This window comes from Vibrio injensis (genome assembly GCF_001895205.1).
GTDB lineage: Bacteria > Pseudomonadota > Gammaproteobacteria > Enterobacterales > Vibrionaceae > Vibrio > Vibrio injensis.
Map to the genome: position 1 here is coordinate 74,531 of NZ_BDJF01000032.1, position 26,947 is coordinate 101,477.

19 protein-coding genes are annotated in these 26,947 nt (G+C 43.7%); 14 read left to right on the plus strand and 5 right to left on the minus strand.

All coding sequences use genetic code 11. From position 1 onward, the window contains the following. Nucleotides 1-46: 46 nt before the first annotated feature. Together ftsH and rlmE are read right to left on the minus strand one after the other, a co-directional pair. A complete protein-coding gene (gene ftsH / locus BSR11_RS16215) occupies nucleotides 47-1,984 on the minus strand; it encodes an ATP-dependent zinc metalloprotease FtsH (RefSeq protein WP_072671372.1) in 1,938 nt (645 codons plus the stop codon). 98 nt (nucleotides 1,985-2,082) lie between these two features. Next, nucleotides 2,083-2,712: a 23S rRNA (uridine(2552)-2'-O)-methyltransferase RlmE gene (gene rlmE, locus BSR11_RS16220; protein WP_004394171.1), complete on the minus strand. Its 630-nt coding sequence runs from the start codon at nucleotides 2,710-2,712 to the stop codon at nucleotides 2,083-2,085. Between the two features lie 118 nt (nucleotides 2,713-2,830). Here rlmE and yhbY point away from each other — a divergent pair, with 118 nt between their 5' ends. Then, the gene (gene yhbY, locus BSR11_RS16225; protein ID WP_040903858.1) at nucleotides 2,831-3,127 is read left to right on the plus strand and encodes a ribosome assembly RNA-binding protein YhbY; all 297 of its coding nucleotides are present in this window, start codon (nucleotides 2,831-2,833) and stop codon (nucleotides 3,125-3,127) included. A gap of 151 nt (nucleotides 3,128-3,278) precedes the next feature. Here yhbY and greA read toward each other — a convergent pair whose 3' ends face one another. Beyond that, on the minus strand, nucleotides 3,279-3,752 hold the full coding sequence (gene greA / locus BSR11_RS16230; RefSeq protein WP_072671373.1) for a transcription elongation factor GreA: 474 nt from the start codon (nucleotides 3,750-3,752) through the stop codon (nucleotides 3,279-3,281). Between the two features lie 565 nt (nucleotides 3,753-4,317). Between greA and BSR11_RS16235 the strand changes: the two genes are divergently transcribed. Together BSR11_RS16235 and dacB are read left to right on the plus strand one after the other, a co-directional pair. After that, nucleotides 4,318-5,322, plus strand: coding sequence for a porin (locus BSR11_RS16235; protein ID WP_072671374.1), 1,005 nt, complete (start codon nucleotides 4,318-4,320; stop codon nucleotides 5,320-5,322). Between the two features lie 115 nt (nucleotides 5,323-5,437). After that, on the plus strand, nucleotides 5,438-6,868 hold the full coding sequence (dacB, locus tag BSR11_RS16240) for a serine-type D-Ala-D-Ala carboxypeptidase (protein ID WP_072671375.1): 1,431 nt from the start codon (nucleotides 5,438-5,440) through the stop codon (nucleotides 6,866-6,868). 83 nt (nucleotides 6,869-6,951) lie between these two features. On the opposite strand, the gene tyrS is transcribed toward dacB, so the two are convergent. Beyond that, nucleotides 6,952-8,142, minus strand: a complete 1,191-nt coding sequence (gene tyrS, locus BSR11_RS16245) for a tyrosine--tRNA ligase (protein ID WP_072671376.1) — start codon at nucleotides 8,140-8,142, stop codon at nucleotides 6,952-6,954. A 130-nt stretch (nucleotides 8,143-8,272) separates the two neighbouring features. On the opposite strand from tyrS, the gene shyC reads away from it, so the two are divergent. Then, nucleotides 8,273-9,565 carry a peptidoglycan DD-endopeptidase ShyC gene (gene shyC, locus BSR11_RS16250; RefSeq protein ID WP_072671377.1) on the plus strand — a complete coding sequence of 431 codons (1,293 nt, stop codon included), beginning with the start codon at nucleotides 8,273-8,275 and terminating at the stop codon, nucleotides 9,563-9,565. Nucleotides 9,566-9,636: 71 nt separating this feature from the next. Here the strand turns inward: shyC and erpA are convergent, their stop codons facing one another. Next, entirely contained in the window at nucleotides 9,637-9,978 is a 342-nt protein-coding gene (gene erpA / locus BSR11_RS16255; RefSeq protein ID WP_072671495.1) for an iron-sulfur cluster insertion protein ErpA, read from the minus strand. An 857-nt stretch (nucleotides 9,979-10,835) separates the two neighbouring features. Between erpA and hemL the strand changes: the two genes are divergently transcribed. The 10 genes from hemL to BSR11_RS16310 all read left to right on the plus strand — a co-directional run bounded on the left by hemL (nucleotide 10,836) and on the right by BSR11_RS16310 (nucleotide 26,942). Next, nucleotides 10,836-12,128 (plus strand): glutamate-1-semialdehyde 2,1-aminomutase, encoded by a 1,293-nt coding sequence (gene hemL, locus BSR11_RS16265; RefSeq protein ID WP_072671378.1) that lies wholly within the window; start codon nucleotides 10,836-10,838, stop codon nucleotides 12,126-12,128. A 456-nt stretch (nucleotides 12,129-12,584) separates the two neighbouring features. Beyond that, a complete protein-coding gene (locus BSR11_RS16270; RefSeq protein ID WP_072671379.1) occupies nucleotides 12,585-13,670 on the plus strand; it encodes an AI-2E family transporter in 1,086 nt (361 codons plus the stop codon). A 65-nt stretch (nucleotides 13,671-13,735) separates the two neighbouring features. After that, a complete protein-coding gene (gene rsmC / locus BSR11_RS16275; protein ID WP_072671380.1) occupies nucleotides 13,736-14,758 on the plus strand; it encodes a 16S rRNA (guanine(1207)-N(2))-methyltransferase RsmC in 1,023 nt (340 codons plus the stop codon). A gap of 255 nt (nucleotides 14,759-15,013) precedes the next feature. Next, complete coding sequence (locus tag BSR11_RS16280; protein ID WP_072671497.1) at nucleotides 15,014-18,352, plus strand: hybrid sensor histidine kinase/response regulator; 3,339 nt, start codon at nucleotides 15,014-15,016, stop codon at nucleotides 18,350-18,352. A gap of 713 nt (nucleotides 18,353-19,065) precedes the next feature. Beyond that, entirely contained in the window at nucleotides 19,066-20,736 is a 1,671-nt protein-coding gene (locus BSR11_RS16285; RefSeq protein ID WP_072671381.1) for an ABC transporter substrate-binding protein, read from the plus strand. A gap of 219 nt (nucleotides 20,737-20,955) precedes the next feature. Then, nucleotides 20,956-21,942, plus strand: a complete 987-nt coding sequence (locus tag BSR11_RS16290; RefSeq protein ID WP_072671382.1) for an ABC transporter permease — start codon at nucleotides 20,956-20,958, stop codon at nucleotides 21,940-21,942. 2 nt (nucleotides 21,943-21,944) lie between these two features. Continuing rightward, on the plus strand, nucleotides 21,945-22,970 hold the full coding sequence (locus tag BSR11_RS16295) for an ABC transporter permease (protein WP_072671383.1): 1,026 nt from the start codon (nucleotides 21,945-21,947) through the stop codon (nucleotides 22,968-22,970). A gap of 2 nt (nucleotides 22,971-22,972) precedes the next feature. Then, entirely contained in the window at nucleotides 22,973-23,956 is a 984-nt protein-coding gene (locus tag BSR11_RS16300) for an ABC transporter ATP-binding protein (protein ID WP_072671384.1), read from the plus strand. A gap of 40 nt (nucleotides 23,957-23,996) precedes the next feature. Then, entirely contained in the window at nucleotides 23,997-24,992 is a 996-nt protein-coding gene (locus tag BSR11_RS16305; protein WP_072671385.1) for an ABC transporter ATP-binding protein, read from the plus strand. A 231-nt stretch (nucleotides 24,993-25,223) separates the two neighbouring features. Beyond that, nucleotides 25,224-26,942 carry a glycoside hydrolase family 9 protein gene (locus BSR11_RS16310; RefSeq protein ID WP_072671386.1) on the plus strand — a complete coding sequence of 573 codons (1,719 nt, stop codon included), beginning with the start codon at nucleotides 25,224-25,226 and terminating at the stop codon, nucleotides 26,940-26,942. Nucleotides 26,943-26,947 lie beyond the last annotated feature (5 nt).

The following is a 26,947-nucleotide window of genomic DNA, read 5'->3' on the forward strand; positions in this document are numbered from 1 at the left end:
AAACAAAAAACCCCGAAAGAATCGGGGTTTCATCATAAAATAGAGATTAATCTTTATCTTTATGCTCTGAAGCTGGTGGAACATCCGCATCAACTGGTGCAGAGTTGCTTGGCTCCGGTTCAACATTGTCTTGAGTCGCTCTAGCGGCCTGATCGGCCCAACCAGCAGGTTCACGAATCTCCGATTTACGAGCCATCAAATCATCAATCTGTCCTGCATCGATGGTTTCATATTTCATCAGCGCATCTTTCATCGCGTGCATGATATCCATGTTGTTCTCTAGGATTTCACGAGCACGGTCATAGTTACGATCAATGATTTTACGAACTTCATCATCTATCAGTTTGGCCGTATCTTCAGAAACGTGCTTAGTTTGCGTCACACTACGACCTAAGAACACTTCACCTTCATCTTCTGCATACAAAAGAGGACCGAGTTTCTCTGAAAAACCCCATTGAGTAACCATCTTACGAGCAATTGCAGTCGCTCGTTCAATGTCATTCGAAGCCCCAGTGGAAACATTATCAGCACCATAAATCAGCTCTTCAGCAAGACGACCGCCATAAAGGCTGGATATCATCGACTCAAGATGCTGTTTAGACATACTGACACGATCTTGTTCTGGCAAGTACATTGTCACACCCAACGCTCTACCGCGAGGGATGATAGAGACCTTATACACCGGATCATGTTCAGGCACCAAACGTCCGACAATTGCATGGCCGGCCTCATGATAAGCCGTTGACGCTTTAGTCTCTTCCGACATTACCATTGAACGGCGCTCTGCACCCATCATGATTTTGTCTTTAGCCAGTTCAAACTCAACCATAGACACATTACGTTTATTACCACGAGCGGCAAACAACGCAGCTTCATTGACTAAGTTGGCTAAATCAGCGCCTGAGAAACCAGGGGTACCACGAGCAATCAATGACGGTTCAACATCATTCGCTAATGGAACTTTACGCATATGAACTTTAAGAATCTGTTCACGGCCACGAACATCAGGTAAACCAACGACAACTTGGCGGTCGAAACGGCCAGGACGCAATAATGCTGGGTCCAATACATCAGGACGGTTAGTTGCGGCAATGACGATAACCCCTTCATTACCTTCAAAACCGTCCATCTCAACCAGCATTTGGTTTAAGGTTTGTTCACGTTCATCGTGACCACCGCCGACACCAGCACCACGCTGACGACCGACCGCATCAATTTCATCGATAAAAATGATACAAGGCGACGCTTTTTTGGCTTGCTCAAACATGTCACGCACGCGCGATGCGCCGACACCGACAAACATTTCAACGAAATCAGAACCAGAGATAGTGAAAAAGGGTACCTTTGCTTCACCAGCAATCGCTTTAGCAAGCAAAGTTTTACCCGTCCCTGGAGGACCTACCATCAATACGCCTGTTGGGATTTTACCGCCCAACTTCTGGAATCGGCTTGGATCACGAAGATAATCGACCAGCTCTTTAACATCTTCTTTGGCTTCATCACAGCCAGCAACGTCAGTAAAGTTCGTTTTAATCTGCTCTTCGCTCATCATCCGCGCTTTACTTTTACCGAAGGACATGGCGCCTTTACCGCCACCGCCTTGCATTTGACGCATGAAGAAAATCCATACCCCAATTAGCAGTATCATTGGGAACCAAGAGATAAAGATAGTTCCAAGCAAACTTTGCTCTTCTGGCGGCGTTCCTTGTACTCTTACGTTTTGATTAATCAGATCATCAAGCAGCTTTTGATCATATACTGGCATGTAAGTAACGAAACGATTGTTACTACCACGGCGAGTAAAAGTAATTTCGCTGTTCTTGAATTGAGCTTCCTGAATTTGGCCTTGACCAACTTCATGTACGAATGTGGTGTAGTCCACTGTTCTTCCGCTGCTGTCACCAGGGCCAAAGCTCTGGAAAACCGACATCAGCACAACGGCGATAACCAGCCACAGTATTAGATTTTTTGCCATGTCACTCAAGGTGCAAGCCTCGCGATAACTAGTTGTAATTAAAGGTAGGGTACTACAGTTTGTAGGCTGTAGCTATAGTGTTAACTCTTACCGATAAGGGCAAATAGTTAACCTTTGTAACCAGTGGCAACAACATAAACCTCTCGAGAGCGAGCTCTTGAAGAATCTGGTTTACGAATTTTGACCGCCTTGAACATACTACGTACCTCTTGGACATAATGATCAAAACCTTCGCCCTGGAACACTTTGACCACAAAACTACCATTAGGAATCAGAACTTGTCGACACATATCTAATGCTAATTCGACCAGATACATCGCTCTTGGTTGATCCACTGAATTATTTCCGGCCATATTAGGGGCCATATCAGACATCACCACATCAACCATATCTGGTTGAATACGCTCGATTAATGCTGCAAGTACGCTCTCTTCTCGAAAATCACCTTGTAAAAAAGAGACACCAGCAATCGAATCCATCGGCAAAATATCACAAGCAATGACCTGTCCTGTATCACCAACAATACTAGCCGCATATTGTGACCATCCACCGGGTGCAGCCCCTAAATCAACGACGGTCATACCAGTACGCAGTAACTTATCCTTACTTTGGATCTCTTTTAGCTTAAAAATCGCACGTGAACGATAACCTTTCTTTTTTGCTTCATGAACATAGATGTCATCAAAATGCTCTTTCAACCAACGAGAAGAACTCGCGGAATGTTTCTGTTTACTCATTCGATACCTAACTAAGGTGATTCTATTCGAGAAAGTCTTGTAGAAAATATAGTCTTCCTGAGTAGATGGCGCTAAAATGGTGGTTTTCAACCCTAATATTAATAAATTTGGTCGCGTAATGAATCTAAGCAACAAACAAAAGCAGCACCTGAAAGGATTGGCTCACCACTTAAACCCAGTAGTATTAATGGGTGCCAATGGCCTCACTGAAGCTGTTTTGGCAGAAATCGAAATTGCGCTTAACTATCATGAACTCATTAAAGTCAAGGTAGTATCAGAAGACCGTGAAACGAAACTATTGATTGTTGACGCGATCGTTCGTGAAACGGGTGCAGAAAAGGTCCAAGTAATCGGTAAAACTTTGGTCCTTTACCGCCCATCTGAGCAGCGTAAAATCGAATTACCTCGCAAATAAATTGCTCCGTTCGCTAAGTATGCGAACCTCGCTACTTAAGCTTATAAAAAGGTCGCTGTAGGCGACCTTTTTATTATTGTCTCTCGGAAACACTGGAGACAAACCAAGACAGTGATCTCAACGGTTAATGTCAAAAGTGTCTCAGCTCGATTTACAGATAATCAACTTTATCTATTTCAAAAACTTTATCGCCGCCAGGAGTCGAGATAGTGACTTCATCACCTTCCATTTTACCAATTAGCCCACGAGCAATCGGCGAACTGACTGAAATCCGTCCAGCTTTGATTTCCGCCTCATCATCACCAACGATTTGATAACGCTTCTCTTCATCAGTATCGACATCAATCAAGCTCACTGTCGCACCAAAAATCACTTTTCCTGTGTTTTCTATCTTTGCTATATCAATCACTTGAGCTACCGATAACTTATATTCGATATCGCGGATCTGAGCTTCACAGATCCCTTGCTCTTCTCGAGCGGCATGATATTCGGCATTCTCTTTTAAATCACCTAATTCACGAGCTTCAGCGATCGCTTGAGTGATTTTGGGACGTAGTTTAAGCAGTCGCTCAAGTTCATCGCGCAGCAACTTTTCGCCACGCACTGTCATTGGAACTTTTTCCATATTATTACCTCTATGCCAAAATTATCTTTGGACAATACAAAACTACCCAACCCGATAAGGGGGTCAGGTAGTCATTTTTGAATGCATGATTCTCAGTGTAAACAAACATGGCGACGAAATCATCCAAATTCAATCATTGCGATCAGAAATTGAGATTGAGCACGATGAGGTAAATTTAATGTGATCCAACCCACACACTCACCTGTCGAAAAAACATTCAAAATAACTAAAAAAATCTAAATAACCCACTTAAAATCGACGGTCAGACCAGCTTAAAAAAACCAACAAAACTAATATAAATCAGTATCTTGATATTTTTTACATCACAATAAAACACTGTTCATAACTGAAATTTATATCATTTTACTAACGGATAATGGAACTTTGCAGTTACAAAGGTAGACACGAATAGGTCGAATGTTCCACCTGAGAGTCACTTCTTTAGAGGTTACACGAGTGGGAACATTGGTTGTTCGTTGCACATATCAATGATTTGAACCATCGCTTTCAAACTTTGTTATGTCGCCGATAACAATTTATGGACAGTAAATTAGGACTTAATAAAATGAACAAAACTCTGATTGCTCTAGCAGTTTCAGCTGCTGCAATGACCGCTGGTGTTAATGCTGGTGAAATTTACAACCAAGATGGAACTTCGCTTGCGCTAGGTGGCCGCGCTGAAGCACGTCTATCTCTAAAAGATGGTAAAGCAGAAGATGCTTCACGTGTACGTATTAATGTATTAGGTAAAACTCAAATCAATGACAGCCTGTATGGTCTTGGTTTCTACGAAGGTGAATTTACTACTGCTGATAATGGCGATATCGATTCAGATAGTAATAACCTAACTAACCGTTATGCTTTTGCTGGTATCGGTGGTGATTTTGGTCTAGTGACTTACGGTAAAAATGACGGCGCACTAGGTGTGATCACTGACTTTACCGATATCATGTCTTACCACGGTAACAAAGCGGCTTACAAACTGACCGTTGCTGACCGTGCTGACAACATGCTGACTTACGCAGGTCAATTTGATGATCTTGCAGTAAAAGCCAGCTACCGTTTTGCTGACCGTGAAGAAGGGGTAAATTTTGGTGATAATAACCAAGATGGTTACTCACTATCTGCAATTTATGCATTTGCTGACACTGGCTTTGCTGTTGGTGCTGGTTACGCCGATCAAGACAAAGCTGATCAGTGGATGCTAGCGGCCTCTTATGCAATCAACGATTTGTACTTTGCCGGTACTTATGTTGATGGTCAAGATAAGAGTGATGCTATTAAGGTTCAGGGCATCAACAAAAAAGATATCAAAGGCTACGAGTTAGCAGCTAAATACACTATGCAACAAACCGTATTTACGACAACTTATAACCTTAAAGAAGTAAAAAATGACGGAACAAAATCCGACCAAGAAAAAATCGACTCTATCGCTATCGATGCAACTTACTTCTTCAAACCTAACTTCCGCTCATACATCTCATACAACTTCAACCTGCTAGATTCAGATAAAGTAGGTAAAGTGAACGCTGAAGATGAGCTAGCTCTAGGTCTACGTTACGACTTCTAAGTCGCCTTAATTATGCATCATCATGCTTAATTAATACTCCAAACGCCTGCGCACTAGCAGGCGTTTTATTCTCTGGTTATACTTGCCTTCCTGTTTGATTGATTGTCGATCGTTTATGCATTGTCTATGGCGCTACCTTTCTTCTATTTTCATGTTGCTTTACCTGTTTATCGCGCCCCCCGTTTGGGCCGATTTTGAGCAAGCAAAAGCACAACTGCCAACAGGTACCCGCAGCGGCTTAGTCAGCCAGTTACTCAATGAACAACAAACCGTTAATCAATACACCGATGGGTATTTCCCGCCTGCCAGCACCTTAAAAATCATTACCGCTTTGGCGAGCCAACTCGAACTCGGTGAACAATTTCGTTTTACCACCGAGTTACGTGCTGATAACCATCAGCTGGCCTTGATTTTTTCTGGTGATCCGACTTTGACTACTGCCAACTTACGTCAATTATTCAGTCATTATCGTTCTAAACACGGTCGCAAGATTAGCGGAGATATCTGGCTCGACATCAGTCAATTCAGTGGTTATCAACGAGCAGTGGGCTGGCCTTGGGATAGTCTTGGCGTGTGTTATAGCGCTCCAGTCGGCGCGATTAATCTTGATGGCAACTGTATTCAAGCGTCGATTTATACTCAAGATAACGGTTCTACTCGAGTTTATGTCCCTCCTCATTACCCAGTTCATGTTAGTAGTGAGGCTAAAACGGTCTCTCAAGCTCTACAGCAAAGCTTACATTGTGATTTAGAGTTAATCGCCACACCTAACAATCATTATCAACTATCAGGCTGTTTAGCGGAACGTGAGCAACCACTACCGCTTCGCTTTGCTGTACAAAATCCTGAACTTTATGCTCAACGCGTCATTCATCAACTACTACGGCAACTTGGCATCCATTTAGAAGGCGAGATAAAAATCGGTCAGCCCCCAGAAATACAGACTATGGCGAGTATTGCAATACATCGCTCAGTAGCGTTGCCTGAACTGCTCAAAATCATGCTGCAAGACTCGGACAACTTGATTGCTGACTCGCTTACCAAAACCTTAGGCCGGCACTTTTTCTTGCAGCCCGGAAGCTTTGCTAATGGTACAGAAGCCATGAAACAAATTATTTTTGCCAACACCGGAATTGACTTGCAAGATGCTCAGTTAGTCGATGGATCAGGGTTATCACGTAATAACCGCTTACGCTTAGAGTCGATGCGTCAAATCCTTGCCTATTTGGCTGCTCACGATCAGCAATTATCGTTATTGAGTTTGCTGCCAACGGCCGGAGAGAATGGAACTTTACTCTATCGTCGTAGTATGCGTCATAGTAGCGTGCGAGGTCAGCTTATCGCCAAAAGTGGCTCGTTATACGGTACGCATAACATGGCGGGTTTTGTCGTCGATGAGCAAGGTAAACCACTGAGTCTATTTATTCAGTACGTAACGGATTATTTCCCATCCACCGCCAATGCTCACTTACCGATAGAACCACCCATTACCCAATTTGAGCTGCGTTTTTATCAAGATGTGATCAACATGGCTCACGGCCAATAAACAAAAAGCGCCTAACGGCGCTTTTTGTTTATTGGGGATAACTCATGCTTTGACAATTTAACAGCATCAAAGCTTATCACTACTCATGACTCAATAGTTACTCGTGCGAACTTACGTTTACCAACTTGATAGACATAAGTTCCAACCGTTGGAGTGAACTTAGCATCATCAATTTTTTCACCATCTTGCTTAGCCGCGCCTTGTTTTACCATGCGCATCGCATCCGAAGTTGAGCCAACCAAGCCAGCATCTTTAAGTAAATTAGCAATCGCAATCCCTTGAGCAAAGGTAAACTCTGGCATTTCATCAGGTAGAGCACCTTTTTGAAAACGATTAATGAATTCTTGTTCTGCCGCATCAGCATCGGCTTGTGAATGGAAACGAGCGATGATCTCTTTAGCCAGTAGAATTTTAACGTCTCTTGGGTTAGCACCGTTGGCTACATCAGCTTTAAATTGCTCGACTTCCGCTAACGGACGGAAAGACAACAATTCATAATAACTCCACATCAAATCGTCAGAGATTGACATGATCTTACCAAACATTTCGCTTGGCGCTTCGCTTACCCCAATATAGTTGTGCGCGGACTTAGACATTTTCTTTTCGCCATCTAAGCCAACTAATAATGGCATCATCAATACCACTTGAGGTTTCTGACCATGAGATTTTTGCAGCTCTCGTCCCATCAGTAAATTAAACTTTTGATCTGTGCCCCCCAATTCAACATCGGTTTCCATCGCAACGGAGTCATAACCTTGCAGTAAAGGGTACATAAACTCATGAATGGCAATCGGTTGACCACCTGCATAGCGCTTTTTAAAATCATCCCGCTCTAACATTCGCGCGACGGTCTGATTGGCAGCAAGTCGGATCATTCCTTCAGCGCCCAGCTCAGACAACCATTCAGAGTTAAACTGAATTTTCGTTTTTGTCGGATCAAGTATCTTAAACACTTGCTGCTTATAAGTCTCCGCGTTACGTAGAACATCTTCACGCGTCAAAGGGGGACGAGTGGTATTTTTACCCGTTGGGTCACCGACCATTCCCGTAAAATCACCAATCAAGAAAGTAACATCATGGCCTAAATCTTGGAAAGTGCGCAGCTTGTTTAAGATCACCGTATGACCTAAATGAATATCTGGTGCCGTTGGATCAGCTCCAAGCTTAATCCGCAGAGGACGACCTTCTTTCAGTTTTGCGATTAATTCCTCTTCTGGGATTAACTCCTCAACACCACGCTTAATCTCAGCTAACGCCGCTTCAATACTCGCCATTCTTGTTCACTCCCACAGATTTGGCAAAAATTTAATAGTTTGACATCTTACTTGAATAGCGATGCCTTTTGAAACCAGTTAGACTAACCAAATAACGATTTTATTCACGAATGATTGAACGAACACGAGTATGCTAGCGATTTTTGCTCGTCTTCCCTGGGTGCATCGGGCATGTATTGCCTTTTTTAGTGCGGTGATTGTTGTCGCGTTATTTTTCCTCCCGGATCAGGAAGCATTAAGAAACCACCCAGAACGACTACAAATTGGTCGTCATTATCCTTTGACTATTGACCGGGAAGCACTAGCGCCAGGCAGTACGGTATTGCCTTCTGCTTTACTGCGCTGGGAAACGCATAAAGTGAATTCGGGAGAAAGTGCAGCACTTCTTTTTCAACGTATTGGTCTCTCCGCTCGTTTACTCCATGAACTGACGTCCAGTGATCAACAAATCAACCAACAATTGAGTCGCTTACGCCCCGGTGATGAGTTGCAATTTGGGTTTGATGACAATAACCAATTAATTCAACTTAAACGACGTATTACCCCCTATGAAACCTTTGATATCACTCGTACCGACGCTGGTTTTTCTGCTCGGTTTGATAAAAAAGAGGTTTTTTATCAATACAATTACGCTCAAGCTGAAATCACCTCAAACTTTTGGAATGCGGCAAGAGGAGCAGGCTTAACGGCTAACCAGATTATGGAATTAGCGGGCATTTTTGGTTGGGATATCGATTTTGCGTTAGATATTCGCTCAGGAGATCACTTTCGCTTACTGTTTGAAGAGAAAATAGTTGAAGGTGAAGTAGTGGGACGAGGGCGAATCATCGCCACTCAATTTACTAACCAAGGCACAACCTTTACAGCAATTTTGGACGATCATACTGGACAATATTACGATGAAACTGGCCGAGCGATGAAAAAAGCGTTTCTACGGGCACCTCTTGATTTTCGGCGCGTATCATCAAACTTCAACCCTCGCCGCCTTCATCCAGTGACAGGCCAGCTAAGGGCGCATCGAGGTACAGACTACGTTGCGCCTGTAGGCACCCCAATTTGGGCCGCGGGTGACGGAGTAGTTGAACGCTCTAGCTATAACCAATTTAACGGTAATTATGTCTTTATTCGCCACAGTAATACCTATTTAACTAAATACCTTCACCTAACTCGACGTACGGTCAAAACTGGAGAGCGGGTTCGCCAAGGTCAAGTGATTGGTACATTAGGTGGAACCGGACGAGTCACGGGCCCCCATTTACACTACGAGTTTCTGGTTAATGGCGTTCATAAAGATCCACGCACAGTCGATCTTCCTCAATCAAAATCCTTGACCGGACAAGCAAAAGCGACATTTTTAGCTAATGCTAAAATTCGCCTTGATACCTTATCGCGTTATGGGCAATTACTCTACGCAACCCCTTAACCTCACAAAAAAGCCCTTATGATATCAGTAAGGGCTTTTTAATCTGGGTAGTTCTCTAACACAAATAGATTTTAAACGCTAAATGACGCCCCACAACCACAGGTCGTAGTCGCATTAGGATTATTAATAAAAAAGCGCGAGCCTTCTAATCCATCACTATAATCCACTACGCCACCGATCAAATACTGTAAGCTCATGGGATCAACGACTAAAGTCACACCACTGTTTTCGATAGTAGTATCGCCATCATTCACATTTTCATCGAAGGTAAAACCGTATTGAAAACCACTGCATCCCCCACCGGTAATATAAACTCGCAATTTCAACTGGGGATTTTCTTCTTCTTCAATTAACGTGCGTACTCGTGTGGCAGCGGCATCAGAAAACGTTAAAGGGACATTAACTTCACTCACGACGACCTCTCTCATTGGTGTCAATACTCATTGCCTATTGATGAGCATGTTTATTTTTCTAATCGTACGATTATCTAATACCTGACTGTTTCGTTCAAGTATTAGCCGGATAATCTCATCGTAGCTACTATTCCAATCCCACCGAATCGTAAATATTATTGCGCGTGAAACCATCAGTCCCCCTCGGCGAGAAAAGTATGCCATCGAATGGCAATACTACCATTTTGCGCTTAGTCAGCGGATAAATGTTATAAATGATTTCGTCTCATCACTGAGCAGCGTACAATGCTCAACGTAATGAATCCTAGGGTAGATTGGCCTTGTTAAGTGAACGCTGATTCGAACTTGAGCTAAAAGACGAACCTCGTGACTCAACGATATGTCGTTTTGTTTCCATCAACATAGCCAAGCAGATTGAGCAACGCTCGTACTAGCACACCGCTGTAGCTTACCGTAAGTGTATCAGCAGGGTTTCATCGTGATAAGGAGATTACGCTTTATTATCTCCGCCAAGAACCCATATCGCCAGCGATGATAGTGGCTTTATCCCTAGGGTCTGTTTATCTTTCGAGCTGATTTTTGCAGCAGTTTGTGGCTTCTTTATACAAGGCAGAGGCTTTGAAATGTAGTTATTCTACCTAAGAAGCCGATAACGCAGTAGAAAGGAGCCACAAACGCTGCCCGAAGGGTTCGGCTAAAAGTGTTTTACTCTTTGTTGAGAGGTATTTTGCCTAGAATACTAGGCTACAAACCTCTCGCCGCGATTAAAACACTTTTATCTCGAACAAAATTTAACCGCGAAAGATAAACAGACCCTAAGGTCAACATGCCCTAACTAATATAAAGAGGAATTCTCAATGACCAAATCAGAAGATCTGTATCAAAAGGCGCAAATTAAAATTCCAGGCGGAGTTAACTCTCCGGTGCGCGCCTTTAGTGGTGTAGGTGGCTCACCCATTTTTATTGATCGAGCCGATGGCCCACTGATTTTTGATGCCGATGGTAAAGCCTACATTGATTATGTTGGTTCATGGGGGCCAATGATTCTTGGTCATAATCATGCCGTCATTCGCGAAGCCGTGATCGATGCAGCGCAGCGTGGGCTGAGTTTTGGAGCGCCAACGGAAATGGAAATCACTATGGCAGAGCTCGTCTCTGAATTGGTGCCGTCAATGGAACAAGTCCGCATGGTGAGTTCAGGCACCGAAGCGACCATGAGTGCAATTCGTTTGGCTCGTGGTTATACCGGGCGAGATAAAATCATCAAATTCGAAGGCTGTTATCATGGTCATGCTGATAGCTTATTAGTGAAAGCAGGCTCTGGAGCTTTAACTCTGGGTCAACCAAGCTCACCGGGCGTACCAGCAGACTTTGCCAAGCACACGCTGACGGCACGTTTTAATGATTTACAATCGGTACGCGAATTGTTCGCCGCTCATCCAGGGGAAATTGCTTGTATTATCGTCGAACCCGTGGCGGGAAACATGAACTGTATCCCTCCCATTGCTGGATTCCATGAAGGTTTACGCGAATTGTGCGATCAAGAAGGCGCATTATTGATTTTTGATGAAGTAATGACCGGGTTTCGTGTTGCGCTAGGTGGTGCACAAGCTTTTTATAACATCAAACCTGATTTGACCACGCTAGGTAAAGTGATTGGTGGCGGCATGCCTGTTGGCGCATTTGGTGGCCGTAAAGAAGTGATGCAGTATATTGCGCCAACAGGTCCTGTCTATCAAGCAGGTACCCTTTCAGGTAACCCGATTGCCATGGCGGCAGGTTACGCTTGTCTGTCGCTATTAAGACAAGAAGGTAATGAGAAAAATTTAGCGGCTAAAACCAAACAACTGGCCGATGGCTTTAAACAGCTCGCCGATAAGCATGGAATTCCATTAGTGGTGAGTCAAGCAGGAGGCATGTTTGGCTTTTTCTTCACCGACCAAGCCAGTGTCACCTGCTACGAAGAAGTCGCTAAATGCGATATTGAGCGGTTTAAGCGTTTCTTCCATTTAATGTTAGGTTATGGGGTGTATCTAGCACCTTCCGCATTTGAAGCTTGCTTTACCTCTTTGGCTCACGGTAGTCGAGAAATAGAAGCAACTTTAGAGGCAGCAGACCGAAGTTTTGCCCAATTAGCTCAAGAAGCGTAATGAGCGTAATGAGCGTAATGAGCGTATATCGAATTTAACTTATTAAATTGAAGGGGTATTGATTTTTCGCCATGCTATTCATTGCGAAGATTCAACACCCCTACCATGCAGAAAACTCACAACGTCTAATGCCATTAGTGCCAAAAAAACATCACTAATATGGCAAGGGAAACAAGTAAAATTGTTGTCCAAGGCATACGTTGCACCCATGAGGTTTTCGTCGCGCAGCAAGATTTCTTTTCACAACAACCCATTTTTATCTCTCCCATTGCCCAAAGACTCAATCCAAGCCATTATAAACAGGGTTATAACGAAATCGAAACTAACTCTATGTCATTTATCTGTTTGTGACGATGGTGTGAGTAAATGGATAATGGATCTAATGATTCCGTCAATCGCTCACTGAGATCCGACATCCTGACATAGAAAATCAACCAGTAGAAAGGGGCCACTAGCGTGTCCGAAAAAACCAGACTTACCGTCAACCATTGGGTATTGATCGGCGCATTATGTATCGCCGTATTCAGTTGTTATCGACTGATTGAACCTTATAGTAATGCGATCATGATGGCATTTATTCTGTCGCTATTGATTTTCCCTATCCATCAACGTTTAGAACAACGCCTAGCTCAGAAAAAAAATCTTACCGCCTTGCTCTCTTGTATCATTTTAACGTTCATTATTGTTATTCCTTCAATGTTGGTTTTTTCAGCCATCATTCAACAAGGTGCTCGCTTTGCACAAATACTCTATCACTGGGGTAATGAAGGCGGCATTCAAGCCGCACTTAGCCATCCTTTAATCATTAAGATACTCACATTGACCAATCAATATCTCCCGTTTCATGAGGTGACACCTCAACAAATCGCCCAGAAAACCGCTCAATTCGCCACCTCTTTTGGCAGTAGTTTGGTTGCCATTAGTGCCAAAATCGTTGGTGATGTCACGCATTTAGTCATGAACTTTTTCTTAATGCTGTTTGTGCTATTTTTCCTGCTTCGCGATCACGACAAGATCATCAATGTACTGCGACACATTTTGCCTTTATCTCGTAGCCAAGAAGATAAATTACTGCATGAAATCCAACAGGTATCTAAATCAGCAATTATGGGATCATTTCTTACTGCCATTGCCCAAGGCGTAGCGGGTGGATTTGCGATGTGGATCGTCGGCTTACCCGGACTTTTTTGGGGCACCATGATGGGCTTCGCCTCTTTTATTCCTTTAATTGGCACCGCCTTAATTTGGGTCCCAGCTACTCTCTATCTGTTTATTATTGGTGACACCGCTTGGGCATTGTTCTTATTAATCTGGAGTATTGCGATTGTTGGTTCGATTGATAACTTATTACGTCCCCTACTGATGCAAGGCAGCGCAGGTATGAATACTTTAATGATCTTCTTCTCACTATTAGGGGGGATCCAGCTCTTTGGTTTGATAGGGTTAATCTACGGACCACTGATTTTTGCGATCACCATTGTTCTATTTAACCTCTATGAAGAAGAATTTGCGGGCTTTTTAAATCAAAAAGACCGCCATTAAAGCGCTTCAAGCCAAGCGCTGATTATGCGAAAATCGTCCCCTTTGTCGTTCACCACGAGTTTGTTATGCCACATTACACAGCCCCAAGTCAGATCACACAGCGTCAATTAACTTATTTCACTGGAAAAAAAGTCTTGGTCGCCGGGGAGGTGGAAGATAACTTTCCCATCGAGTTGAGCAAACACTGCGACTCCGTTACCGTATTTACTACCCATTATGGCTATTATCGTCAATTACAAGCGTCTTCTGCTGTAAAAAGTCATTTTGGCGCGGAATTAACTGCCGAGGTCACGGCTGATTTATTGCTACTTTATTGGCCAAAAGCTAAATTAGAAGCGCAGTTTTTACTCGCTATGTTACTGGCCAAACTGCCAGCACACTGTGAAGTGATCGTCGTCGGTGAAAACCGCTCAGGGATAAAAGCGGTTGAAAAACTGTTTAGCCCTTATGGCGTGATAAAAAAATACGATTCTGCTCGTCGTTGTTCATTTTATTGGGGACAATGTACACAACCCGTTGCTGAATTTGACTTAGAAGATTGGTTTAAATCTTATACCGTCCATTACCAACAACACACACTGACTATTCGTAGCCTACCAGGGGTATTTAGCCATGGTGAATTCGATTTAGGTAGTCAGCTGCTGCTTGATAGCTTACCACCACTACAAGGTAAAATACTCGATTTTGGTTGTGGTGCTGGTGTGCTTGGTTGTGTGCTGAGTATGCTTAACCCTGAGATTCAGCTCGAAATGTGTGATATCAGCGCTCTTGCTATTCATTCTAGTCAAGCAACATTGGCGGCAAATGGCCTGACCGGACGAGTCTTTGCTTCCGATGTTTATTCAGATACTGACCGAGATTATCACTCAATTGTGACTAACCCACCCTTTCATTCAGGATTAGATACCAGCTATCGAGCAACAGAAACTTTATTACAGCAAGCTCCTAATTATCTGACCGCGTCTGGTCAACTGTTTGTCGTCGCTAATAATTTCCTCAAATACCCGCCATTAATAGAGCAAGCGTTCGGTAATTGTGTAACGCTAAATAAGACGGGTAAATTCTCAATTTATCACGCCAAAAAATAAGCCTAGCGCCCGTAAATTGCCGTTTTTAACGACAGTTTACGGGAGTAACATCAAAAATTTGCGCCCACCGACACGGTTTACTGTCAACTTACTTGTCAAAGTAAAAAAACACGTTAATTTCGTTATTTCCTACGCGTTACTTTATTCAATTTTCTCACTAAGGCTTTGTTGACTGTGAGCACCATTACAAATAACCCTTTGTTTAAATTTAAGTTTCATCGACAACATAAATTTAAACGCCTACAAAACACCCTGATGTTAGCGTTTCTGGCGCTGAGCTTGACTCCGCTGACGGTAACGGCCTTGTTCTTTCTTCATTCACACAGTAAAGACTTACAAGAACAAAGTACCTCACACCTTATTTCTGTACGTGATACCAAGCAGCAACAAATTATCGATTATCTCAGCGCCAAAGAATCTGAGGTAATGGGGTTTGTGCGTTCAGAACTCGCTTATGCTAGCGGTGGACGTTTTTATGGCCTAGTCAATGCTTTTCAGCGATTAGGAGAGAACATCGAGCAAGCTCGTCAACATGCTCAACAACGCTATATCCCCGGTTCTGGTGATCAAATTAGAACCTCTATTTTGCCCAAATCGAGCAGTTATGCGGGTAGTGAACGCTATCGTCTGCTACACAAACGTTATCATGCCAGCTATCTAGAGTTACTTAAACGATCGGATTTTGATGATATTCTTATCGTTGATTTACAAGGTAATGTGGTCTATTCAATTTTCAAACATGCTTACTATGGCACGAATCTACTGACCGATAATCAGCAGAACTCGCCTCTGGGACGAACGTTCCAACAACTAGAGCAGCAAGTCACTGAACAACGTAAAGTCAATGAAGATTATACACCGGTTATTCTGTCTGATTTTGCCGAAGAAAATGGACGCCAGTATGCTTGGATGGGTGCACCGATCATCCAGCAAGGCTATCTTCACAGTTATGCCATGTTCCGTCTGCCAAATAATGGCATCACCAAATTAATTGCCGATCATAGTCAAGATTCAGCAAAAAGGACGTTATTGGTCGGCCAAGATCACCGTTCTCGCACACTGGCCTATCAACAAGCCGATGTCGATACCAGCAGTCAGGTGATTCAATTGGCACTCAATGGCTCACGCTCGGTCACAACCTATGAGAATACTCTCGGTGAAAAACAGATTGCCGCTTATGCACCGATTCATTTGCAAAATCTCAATTGGGCCTTAGTGGTCGAACTTCCAGAAAAAGAAGCCTTTGCCCGAGTAAGACAACTGGAAAAATTATTTATTTTCGCCATGTTAACGGCGATCATCTTAGTAGTCATTGCTTCTCACTACCTCTCTAACTTTATTACTCTCCCTTTGCTCAAGCTCACTTGGGCAGCAGAACGCGTCTCCGCTGGCGACTTAGATCAACCGATCATTCACACTCAACGACGGGACGAAATTGGCCGTTTGGCCGTCAGTTTTGAGAGAATGCAACGCTCAATCCGAGAAAAAATCCAACTAATAAAATCACAAAATATTGAGTTGGAAGATAATATCCAAGTGATTCGTAAACAAAATGATGATCTACAACTAGCCAACAAACTTAAAGATGAATTTTTAGCGACGACATCACATGAGCTACGGACTCCACTACACGGTATGATAGGCATTGCTGAAGCTTTGACTTCCGGTACCAATGGACCAATTAGCCCAGCTCATCGCTATCAACTCGACATTATTATTAATAGCGGTCAACGCCTTGCTAATCTTGTTGATGATCTGCTCGATTATCACAAAATGCGTTACGGTCATCTTGATATTGAAATTCAAGCGGTGAACCTATCCAACGCCACCCGAATGGTGCTTGAGCTGTCTCATCATCTGATCGGCAAAAAAACACTACGGATTATTAACCAAATTGCCGAGCAACCATTATGGGTGTCGGCTGATGCTCAGCGTCTTGAACAGGTGCTGTATAATCTGATTGGTAATGCAATAAAATATACCTCTGAAGGAAAAATTGTTATTTCAGCTACGCCAATGGAGCATCAAGTCAGAATCCAAGTTGTCGATACTGGGCAAGGAATCCCGGCAGAGCAGTTGGAGCATATTTTTGAGCCACTCATTCAAGCAGGAAATGATAGTAGCCGTTATCGTCAAGGTGCAGGCTTAGGATTGACGATCAGTCGTCAATTAATCGAATTAATGCAAGGCTCGTTATATGTCAGTAGTCAGCCGATGGTCGGCACCACTTTCAGCTTTACCCTCCCGCTCGCGACCTCGCAACAAATCGCTCAAGCTCAGCGTAGTCAAATTGCTCATTTTCAAGCACCAGAATTAACCTCAATTGACGACCTCGAACAACCGCAACAACCTGAAAATCCAGAAGGGCCTTTATTACTGATTGCTGATGATGAACCCGTTAACCTGCGTGTATTAGACAGCTTTTTACGTTTAGAGGGTTATCGTGTGCGAACAGCACTCGATGGACATGAGGTTATCGAAGCGATAACTAAAGAGAAACCTGAATTATTACTGCTCGATGTGATGATGCCCGGCATGAGCGGTTATCAGGTCTGTGAGCAATTAAGAGAACAATACGATCACGCACAATTACCGATTATTATGCTAACCGCATTAAATCAAAGCGATGATCGAATAAGAGGCTTTGCCGCAGGAGCCAATGACTACTTATCAAAGCCTTTTAATAAACAAGAACTTGCCGCTCGCATTAAAGCTCATTTAACCGCCAGTAAAGCAGAGCAACGCCGTATTGAAAATGCTCAACTTCAAAAAGAGCTCAAACAACGAGCCATGGTCGAAGCAAGTTTACTCGAAACTCAAGGCCGATTATTAGAACAACTGGACTCAGCACCTGAAGCAATTTTGTGTTTGCGCGAAGACAATAAAATTCGCTTTGCCAATGAAGCGGCTTGTAAGCTATTTAAACGTAGCCAAGAACAACTCAAACGTTCTAACGCCGAAGAGCTGATTGCGCCTAAATACTTACTGGTTGAGCAAGAGCATTATTGCGGAAACATTGATATTTATGTTGATGATGTCAGACAACATCTTTCCGCAGATGTACTGTGCTTACCGGAGGGGAATAGCTTCAAAAGTATGTATATTTTTAATGTCGGCGGCAATCTTAACGCCAACCGTATCCATCAACTGGAAACCGCTGTCGATGCTTTATCCAGTTATGCTTTTGCTGGTGATCGAGACAAACTTCAGCAGCTAAAAGAACTGGGAGGGGAATTTACTCGCATCGCAGAAAAAGTGGCCGGAGAAACTCAATCAAAACAGGCATTAATGCGCGCCGTGTTGGTCGATGCAATGACGAGTGCTCTCGATTACTGGGAAAAAGTCACTGGGCAAAGTAAGTTTACTTTTGCTGAACAAAGTGGATTATGGCGGGTTTATTTAGATCGTAGCACCTTACAAACTCGAACATTGGATAAATACTTACGTATTGAAACATTACCGAAAACTCCCCGTTGGCGTACGGTATTGAACTCTCTTGACTACATCCTAGATCATTGTCAAGAACAAGGTCCGGAACGCACCTATATCGAAGTACAACGAGATAAATTACAGCAATTACTAACCAGCGATTAAGTAACGAGAATTGTCTATCCTTCGTGTCGCTGTATCAAGCAAGTCTATTTAAATAGGCTTGCTTGATACGTTCAGCGCATCACGGGTCACTCAACGATCAAAGCCCCCCAATCATCAATGCTATCATCAATCTGACGTTGATTTTCTTATCAAAACAACCCTCTGATTTATCTCTCTATGCCAATAATTTTCCGGTGAAACCAGCAACAAATTCAGTATTGAATCTTGACTAACTGGGTAATAAGTCAAGTTTGCGAAGATAATCACAACAATTTGCCAGATTTAATTTATGAAGTGAAATTTCTACTTTTAACACCAGTGAGCAAGGTCTCAATAAAAAATCAAGATGAAAAACACCAATGAAATAAATAAAAATAAAGATAGTAAGCACTAACAAACCACAGGTGTAATGGCTAGGTTTGCGAAGTGAATCACTGTGCAATATTTCAACGTTCTTTCAGCCCTTAGGCTAATTTTAACAAAACTAACGTCAAACAAAGACATTTTGACGTTTTTAACGGGAATTGGAATTGATAATTTTCCTTGTAAGGTGTTTCCTTACCCCTGTCAACGACCTACAGGCCACTCATGCCATTAAGCTTTGACTTAAATGAACACATGAGGTGGGTCATTGCCGAGTGTTAATCCGATGATAACATTCAAACCCTATTCATATCCGTATGTGAAATGAAAGCAAATAGTAAGGAACAGCTATGCTTGCCAATATAAAAAAAACTGCCCTAGCCGCTGCCGTAATTACTGCAGCCGCGGCCGTGTCAGCTCCAGCGTTTGCACGCAGTGAACTGACCATCGTACCTGATTTTTATCCAACCATGGTGCGCAACTTTAACCCTTACCTTGCCACGAATTTAAGAACAACCACTGACTTCATTTATGAACCATTGGTCATTTTTAATGAAATGCACGGTAATACTCCCGTCATGCGTTTAGCCGAAAACTTCTCCATGTCCGACGATTTAATGAGTGTCACTTTCGATATTCGTAAAGGCGTCAAATGGTCAGATGGTAAAGGCTTTAGCGCGAATGATGTGATTTTCTCATTCAATCTGGTGAAGGAAAAACCTGAACTTGATCAGCGCGGTATCAATAAGTGGGTAACCAGCGTTGAGAAAATTAACGATTACAAAGTGCGTTTTCGTTTAAGTGAAGCCAACTCCAACGTTCCTTATGAAATTGCTCAAGTACCAATTGTCGCTCAACATATCTGGAAGGATGTGAAAGAACCGACAACATTTACTAACCAAAACCCAGTTGGTACTGGTCCATTTACCGAAATTGATACCTTTACTCCACAGCTTTATATTCAATGTCGTAACCCGAACTACTGGGATGCCGCAAGCCTAAAAGTAGACTGTTTACGCGTACCACAAATTGCCAATAACGACCAATTATTGGGACAAATCATTAACTCTGAGCTTGACTGGACATCCTCATTTGTCCCCGATATTGATCGTACTTATGCAGCCGCCAATCCAAACCACCATTACTGGTATCCAGCAGCAGGAACGCAAGCGTTTATGATTAACTTCAAAAACGCCGATCCTGCGAAAAAAGAAGCATTGACGAACGTTGATTTCCGCCGTGCCTTCTCAATGGCCATAGATCGTCAAACTATCATTGATATCGCTTTCTATGGCGGTGGTACGGTCAACGATTTTGCTTCTGGTCTCGGCTACGCGTTTGAAGCTTGGTCTGATCCTGAAGTTCACAACAAGTATAAAGGTTTCAATACTTATAATGTCGAAGGTGCCAAAGCGCTACTTGCCAAAGCCGGCTTTAAAGATATTAACGGTAATGGTTTTGTCGAAACACCATCAGGTAAAACCTTTGAGTTGTTAATTCAATCGCCTAATGGCTGGACTGATTTCAATAACACGGTTCAGTTAGCCGTTGAACAGTTACAAGAAGTAGGCATTAGAGCCAGAGCACGTACGCCTGAGTTTGCCGTTTATAACCAAGCTATGCTTGAAGGCAACTACGATGTCGCTTATACCAACTACTTCCATGGTGCCGATCCTTACACTTATTGGAATAGTGGTTACAACTCAGCGTTACAGTCTGGTGATGGAATGCCTCGTTTTGCGATGCATTTCTTTAAAAATGAAGAACTTGATCGTCTACTCAACAGCTTCTACAAAACCGCAGACCGTAATGAACAGCTAGCGATTGCTCACAAAATCCAAAAGATCATCGCTGAAAATCAAGTCACTGTCCCTGTGCTTTCTGGCGCTTGGATGTACCAATACAACACCACGCGCTTTACTGGCTGGTGGAATGAAGAAAATCCAAAAGGCCGTCCAAGTATTTGGGCTGGTATCCCAGAGCGTTTACTGCATGTACTGGATTTAAAACCCGTTAAGTAAACGTTGATGACTGCGGCGCAGTAATGGCGCCGCTTTTAAAAATCCCCCTCTTATTAATGATAAGTATGGCGCGTGTCGTCAGGGGATTTCTCGCTCTCAACTTTCTGTGAGCGACCTGAATAATATAACCAAACGGCTCGGAGTTGCAGCTAGCCAACATTATCGCAGCTTCAAATAGCATAGGGTTATCAGGATGACTGGGTGAGTAAGGGGTAAGTTATGGGATATTTTTTAAGACGTTTGTCATTCTATTTTGCGGCGTTGCTGGTTGCAGCAACCCTCAATTTTATTATACCGCGAGCCATGCCCGGAGATCCGGTGACCATGATGTTCGCACACGCAACCGCCCAAGTGACACCAGAACGTATTGAAGCCATGAGACAACTGCTTGGCTTTGTCGATGGACCAATTTGGGTGCAATATTTTACCTATATGAAAAGCATCCTCAGTTGGGAGCTTGGAACATCAATCAAATTCTATCCATTAAGCGTTAATGAGCTTTTAGCGGGTGCTTTTGGTTGGTCACTATTCCTTGCTGGCACGGCGGTGATTATTTCATTTTCGATTGGCTCTATCCTCGGCATCTTTGCTGCTTGGAAACGAGGCAGTTACTACGACTCTTTTGTAACCCCTGGGATGCTGGTGATTCAAGCGGTTCCCCAAGTGGTTATTGCCATGCTCGCCATGTACACCTTTGCTATCGGCTTACGGTGGTTCCCAACTGGTTACGCTTACACACCAGGTACCATTCCAGACTGGACAAGCTGGGCCTTTATTAAAAACGTAGGATTTCACGCTATACTGCCTTTGCTTTGCGCCTCAATCGTGCAAATAGGTGGCTTCTTAGTCAACATGCGCAACAACATGATTAACTTATTGGCTGAAGATTACATCACAATGGCGAAAGGCAAAGGACTCAGTGAAAACCGAGTCGTTTTTAACTACGCCGCTCGTAATGCACTGTTACCCAGCGTTACTGCCCTCTCAATGTCACTCGGCATGGCGATAGGTGGTCAATTAATTATTGAGATTATCTTTAACTACCCCGGCCTTGGTACGGTTTTGTTCAACGCAATCACTGCTCGCGATTATCAAGTATTGCAAGGCCAATTGATCATCATGACGCTCTTTATGCTGTTTTTTAACTTACTCGCCGACATGCTTTATGTTGTGCTCGACCCGCGTTTACGCCGGGGAGGTAAATAATTATGCAAGCACTCGTGAAACTTCTTCGTGGTAATAGAATGGCAATGATCGGGGTGATCATTCTTAGCCTCTTCCTGCTGATGGCCATTTTTGCGCCGTTAATTACTCAACATGCGCCAGATAAACGGACAGGAAATCCACATGAATACCCAAGCTTTATCGTCAAAGCCGCCAAAGCTAACCCAAACGGTTGGATAGCGACTAATCTGGGCAACGATCGTCGAACTTTGGCGATGTCCAAAAAAGAGAATCATGTGCTCGGTACTACTCGTATGGGACGAGATGTATGGGCGCAAGTGGCCTACGGAGCAAGAGTATCACTGGCGGTCGGTTTTGGTGCTGGGATCACCGTATGCTTTTTAGCGACAATTATTGGCGTCTCTGCGGGTTACTTTGGTGGAAAAATCGATGATTTTCTCACTGCAGCGATGAACATCATGCTGGTTATCCCCCAATATCCCTTGCTGTTTGTTGTTGCCGCCTTCATTGGTCAGGCAGGGCCACTCACCATAGCGCTGATTATCGGTTGTACCTCCTGGGCTTGGGGCGCGCGGGTCGTACGAGCACAAACGATGGCACTGCGGGAAAAAGAGTTTGTTAAAGCGGCTGAAGTACTGGGTGAATCTTCTTGGCGGATCATTTTCGTCGAAATTCTTCCTAACCTGATTTCGATTGTTGGCGCCAGTTTTATCGGTTCGGTGATGTACGCGATCATGATGGAAGCCACCATCTCCTTTCTAGGGTTAGGTGATCCAAACACCATCAGTTGGGGCATCATGCTCTATAACGTACAAACCTCTTCATCAATGTTAATTGGCGCGTGGTGGGAACTGTTAGCTCCTTGCCTTTCTTTAACCTTATTGGTGACTGGCTTAGCGTTACTTAACTTCGCGGTTGATGAGATAGCAAACCCACAATTGCGTTCTCATAAAGGTATGAAACGTTGGAAGAAGCTTGCCAAACAAGAGCGAAAAGAGCGTAAGCCAGCCATGCAACCTCAACAAGCCATTTGGAGCGGAGACAAATAATCATGACCCAACCTATTATCTCAATCCGCAACCTCTGTGTTGATTATATTACCGATGCTGGCGATGTTCGTGCTTGTAATAATGTCAGCTTTGATATTGCCCCTAAAGAAATCTTTGGTCTTGCTGGCGAATCTGGTTGTGGCAAATCGACCGTCGCTTTCTCGTTAATGCGTTTACATAAGCCGCCCGCGTTTATCACTGGAGGAGAAGTGATTTTCAACGGCGAAAATATATTGCAATACAGCGAAGAACGTATGCAATCCTTTCGCTGGAGCCAAATGTCGATGGTCTTCCAAAGTGCGATGAATGCGCTCAATCCAGTATTAACCATGGAAGAGCAGTTTTGTGATGTGATCATGCGCCACACCAACATGAGCCGCTCACAAGCGAAACGGCGCGCTGAAGGTTTATTGGAGATTGTCGACATTCACCCCAGCCGTCTTAATGACTACCCACACCAGTTTTCTGGGGGAATGCGCCAACGACTAGTGATTGCCATTGCTTTAGCGCTTAATCCGAAAATGATCATTATGGATGAGCCCACTACCGCATTGGATGTGGTAGTACAACGGGAGATCTTGCAAAAGATCTATGCGTTAAAGGAAGAATTCGGCTTTGCTATTTTGTTCATCACTCATGATCTGTCTTTGATGGTCGAGTTCTCGGATCGAATTGGGATAATGTACTCTGGTGAACTGATTGAGGTTGCCCCTTCTAAACAAATTTTAGAGACCCCTTATCACCCTTATACCAAAGGGCTAGGCAGTTCATTCCCGCCCTTAACTGGACCGAAAAATAAACTCACAGGAATCCCAGGCAATCCACTGAACTTATTGGAAATTCCCCATGGTTGCCGTTTTCAAGCTCGCTGCGATCGCGTTCATGATGCCTGCAGCAAAGTGCCCACTGAGTTGCGTTTAATTGAACAAGGACGCTTCTCAAATTGCCATCTCTATGGTGAGCCGATTGCTCAGCAAAAAGCATGAGTATTGATGTAGGCAAACAACTGAATTTCTGGAGATAACAATGAGTAATGTATTAGGCCAACTGTTGGTGGAAGGTAAGAATCTCGTCAAGGATTTCCCACTCAATAGCAATAGTCTTAAACAACCAATGATGCGCGCCATCAATGACGTATCATTCAAAATGTACAAAAGTCGTGGTTTGTCAGTGGTCGGAGAGTCAGGCTCAGGTAAATCCACCACCGCAAAGATGATCGCCAAAATGTATGCCCCTAGTTCAGGAACGATTGAATACAAAGGCAGAGATATTCTTAACATTAAATCACGCTCAGATTTAATGCATTATCGCGAAGGCGTACAGATGGTTTGGCAAGATCCTTTTGGATCGCTCAATCCAACACACACCATTTTTCATCATATTGCTCGCCCATTGCTGATCCATAAAAAAGTCAGCTCTGGCAATAAAAAAGAGCTGCAAGAACGTGTCTATGATCTGCTTGAGCAGGTTGGTTTGATCCCCCCTAAAGAGACGGCTGAAAAATACCCCCACCAACTGTCTGGCGGGCAGCGGCAACGGGTTAATTTAGCTCGTAACATCGCTGTTGGTGCAGAAGTGGTACTGGCTGATGAGCCTACCTCTATGCTCGATGTATCGATTCGCGCCGGCGTTCTGAACCTAATGCAAGAGATGAAGTTTGAAAAGCAAATGTCTCTGCTCTACATCACTCATGATATCGCTACCGCCCGTTATATAGCGGAAGATCTGGCCGTAATGTATGTCGGTCATATGGTTGAATGGGGCGATACCGATGCGATCATTCACGACCCACAGCATCCTTATACTCAGTTATTGGTGTCTGCGGTACCCGATCCTAAAAAATCGATTCATGAGAAACTCAAAGGCAATAAAGGTGAAATTCCACTCTGGACTCCAAACTCGGTAGGCTGCCCTTTTGCTGGGCGGTGCATGCATGCAAGTGAACGCTGCCGAGAAAAACTGCCAGAGGTCACCCAATTATCGGAAAACCATTTTGTACGCTGTTATTTATTTGAACATTAACACTGGCCTTATCGTTGACTCGCGACTTTGGGGTCACGATAAGGCAATGTCGAATCGATATCTGCAAACAACTTGAAGCGGCAAATAAGCAACCAGTCAGTAAGCCCCAATTCCATGGATACATGATGTGATTAGAGGTAATACTGCAGCAGTAGCGTCAAGTGGCAAGGAGATAAATAACTATTGAATCATCAACATAACAACGATTTTGCGTGATGAATGGAGAGAGCAATGCAATTACTCACTAACCACCTTGGTTATGAAGCGTTGGGACCTAAACAAGCCGTATTATTGACCTATCAATCGGCTTTTTACGTTGAAGAAGCCCGCTTGGTTTGTGCGCATACACATCAAACGATGGCTCGTATTGCGATTGAATTTGGTGGACAAGTCGATGGTTGGCATCAAGGTCATTTTCATCGTCTCGATTTTTCGACCATCACGCAAGAGGGTCAATTCTATCTTTGTGTCGATAACGCACGCTCAGCCACTTTCACTATTCAATCTGGGCTACTGATGCAGCGTACCTTTTCAGATGTACTGCATTATTTTAAATCACAACGCTGTGCTGGCGTATTCGATAGACAAGATAAGCAAGTACCACTGCTGGGCACTTCACTCACTGCCGATGTGCACGGCGGCTGGTACGATGCTTCTGGTGACGTTAGTAAATACTTCAGTCACCTTTCTTACGCTAACTATTTGAACCCACAACAAACGCCTATGGTGGTATGGAATATGCTCAAAGGGTTAGCGCTTTTAAACCATCACTCGGGTTTTGCTGATTTTTCTCGCATTCGTCTCATGGAAGAGGCGTTGTTTGGTGCTGATTTTCTGCTTCGTATGCAAAACGCCGAGGGTTTTTTTTACGTTACTGTGTTTGACAAGTGGAGTAAAGATCCCAAACAACGTGAGATTTGTAGCTATGCCACTCAACAAGGCGACAAATCTAGCGATTATCAAGCTGGCTTTCGTCAAGGTGCCGGCGTTGCTATAGCCGCGCTAGCGGCGGCGGCTCGCTTATCCGAGCACGGCGAGTTTACTCAGCAGCAGTATCTAGAAGCAGCGCAGCGAGGTTATCAACATTTACTCACCGCCAACCTCACCTATCTTGATGATCAGCAAGAGAATATCATCGATGAATATTGCGCTCTATTAGCCAGTTGTGAGCTCTATAAAAGCACTCAACAAGACAACTATTTACTCGAAGCTCGCCAATGGGCTAAACGCTTATCAGCTCGTCAAATGAGTGATGAGCAGCATAGCTATTTTTGGTCAGCCAATCAGGATGGTTCACGCCCTTATTATCATGGGGTTGAAGCCGGCTTACCTGTGATCGCATTGTGTGAATATCTGGCGATTGAACCAGAACAATCAGAACGCCAATGTATGCAGCAGGTCGTCACTCAAGCCTGTCAATTTGAACTGACCATTAGCTCACAAGTACACAATCCCTTTGGTTATCCACGACAATACGTGTGTGACACCAAAGGCGTCAAACGCAGTGCTTTTTTCATGCCTCACGACAACGAAACTGGATACTGGTGGCAGGGGGAAAATGCTCGCCTCGCGTCATTAGCTAGCATGGCTTACCTAGTACAACCTTATCTTACTGATAGCCGTCTTAGTCAGTCATTACTCGCACTAGCCAACCATTCACTGAATTGGATCTTGGGACTTAATCCTTACGACATCTGCATGCTCGATGGTCATGGCCTGCATAACCCCGATTACTTACCAGATTTGGGCTTTTTTAATGCCAAAGGCGGGATCTGCAATGGGATTACCGCGGGTTTTGACGATGAGCAAGATATCGCTTTTAACCCAGAACCACAAAAAGACGATTTGCTACAAAACTGGCGCTGGGCAGAACAATGGATGCCTCATGCAGCTTGGTATTTGCTAGCAATAACTACTCAGTTTTCTCACTTTCGCAGTGCAGGAGAATAGCCATG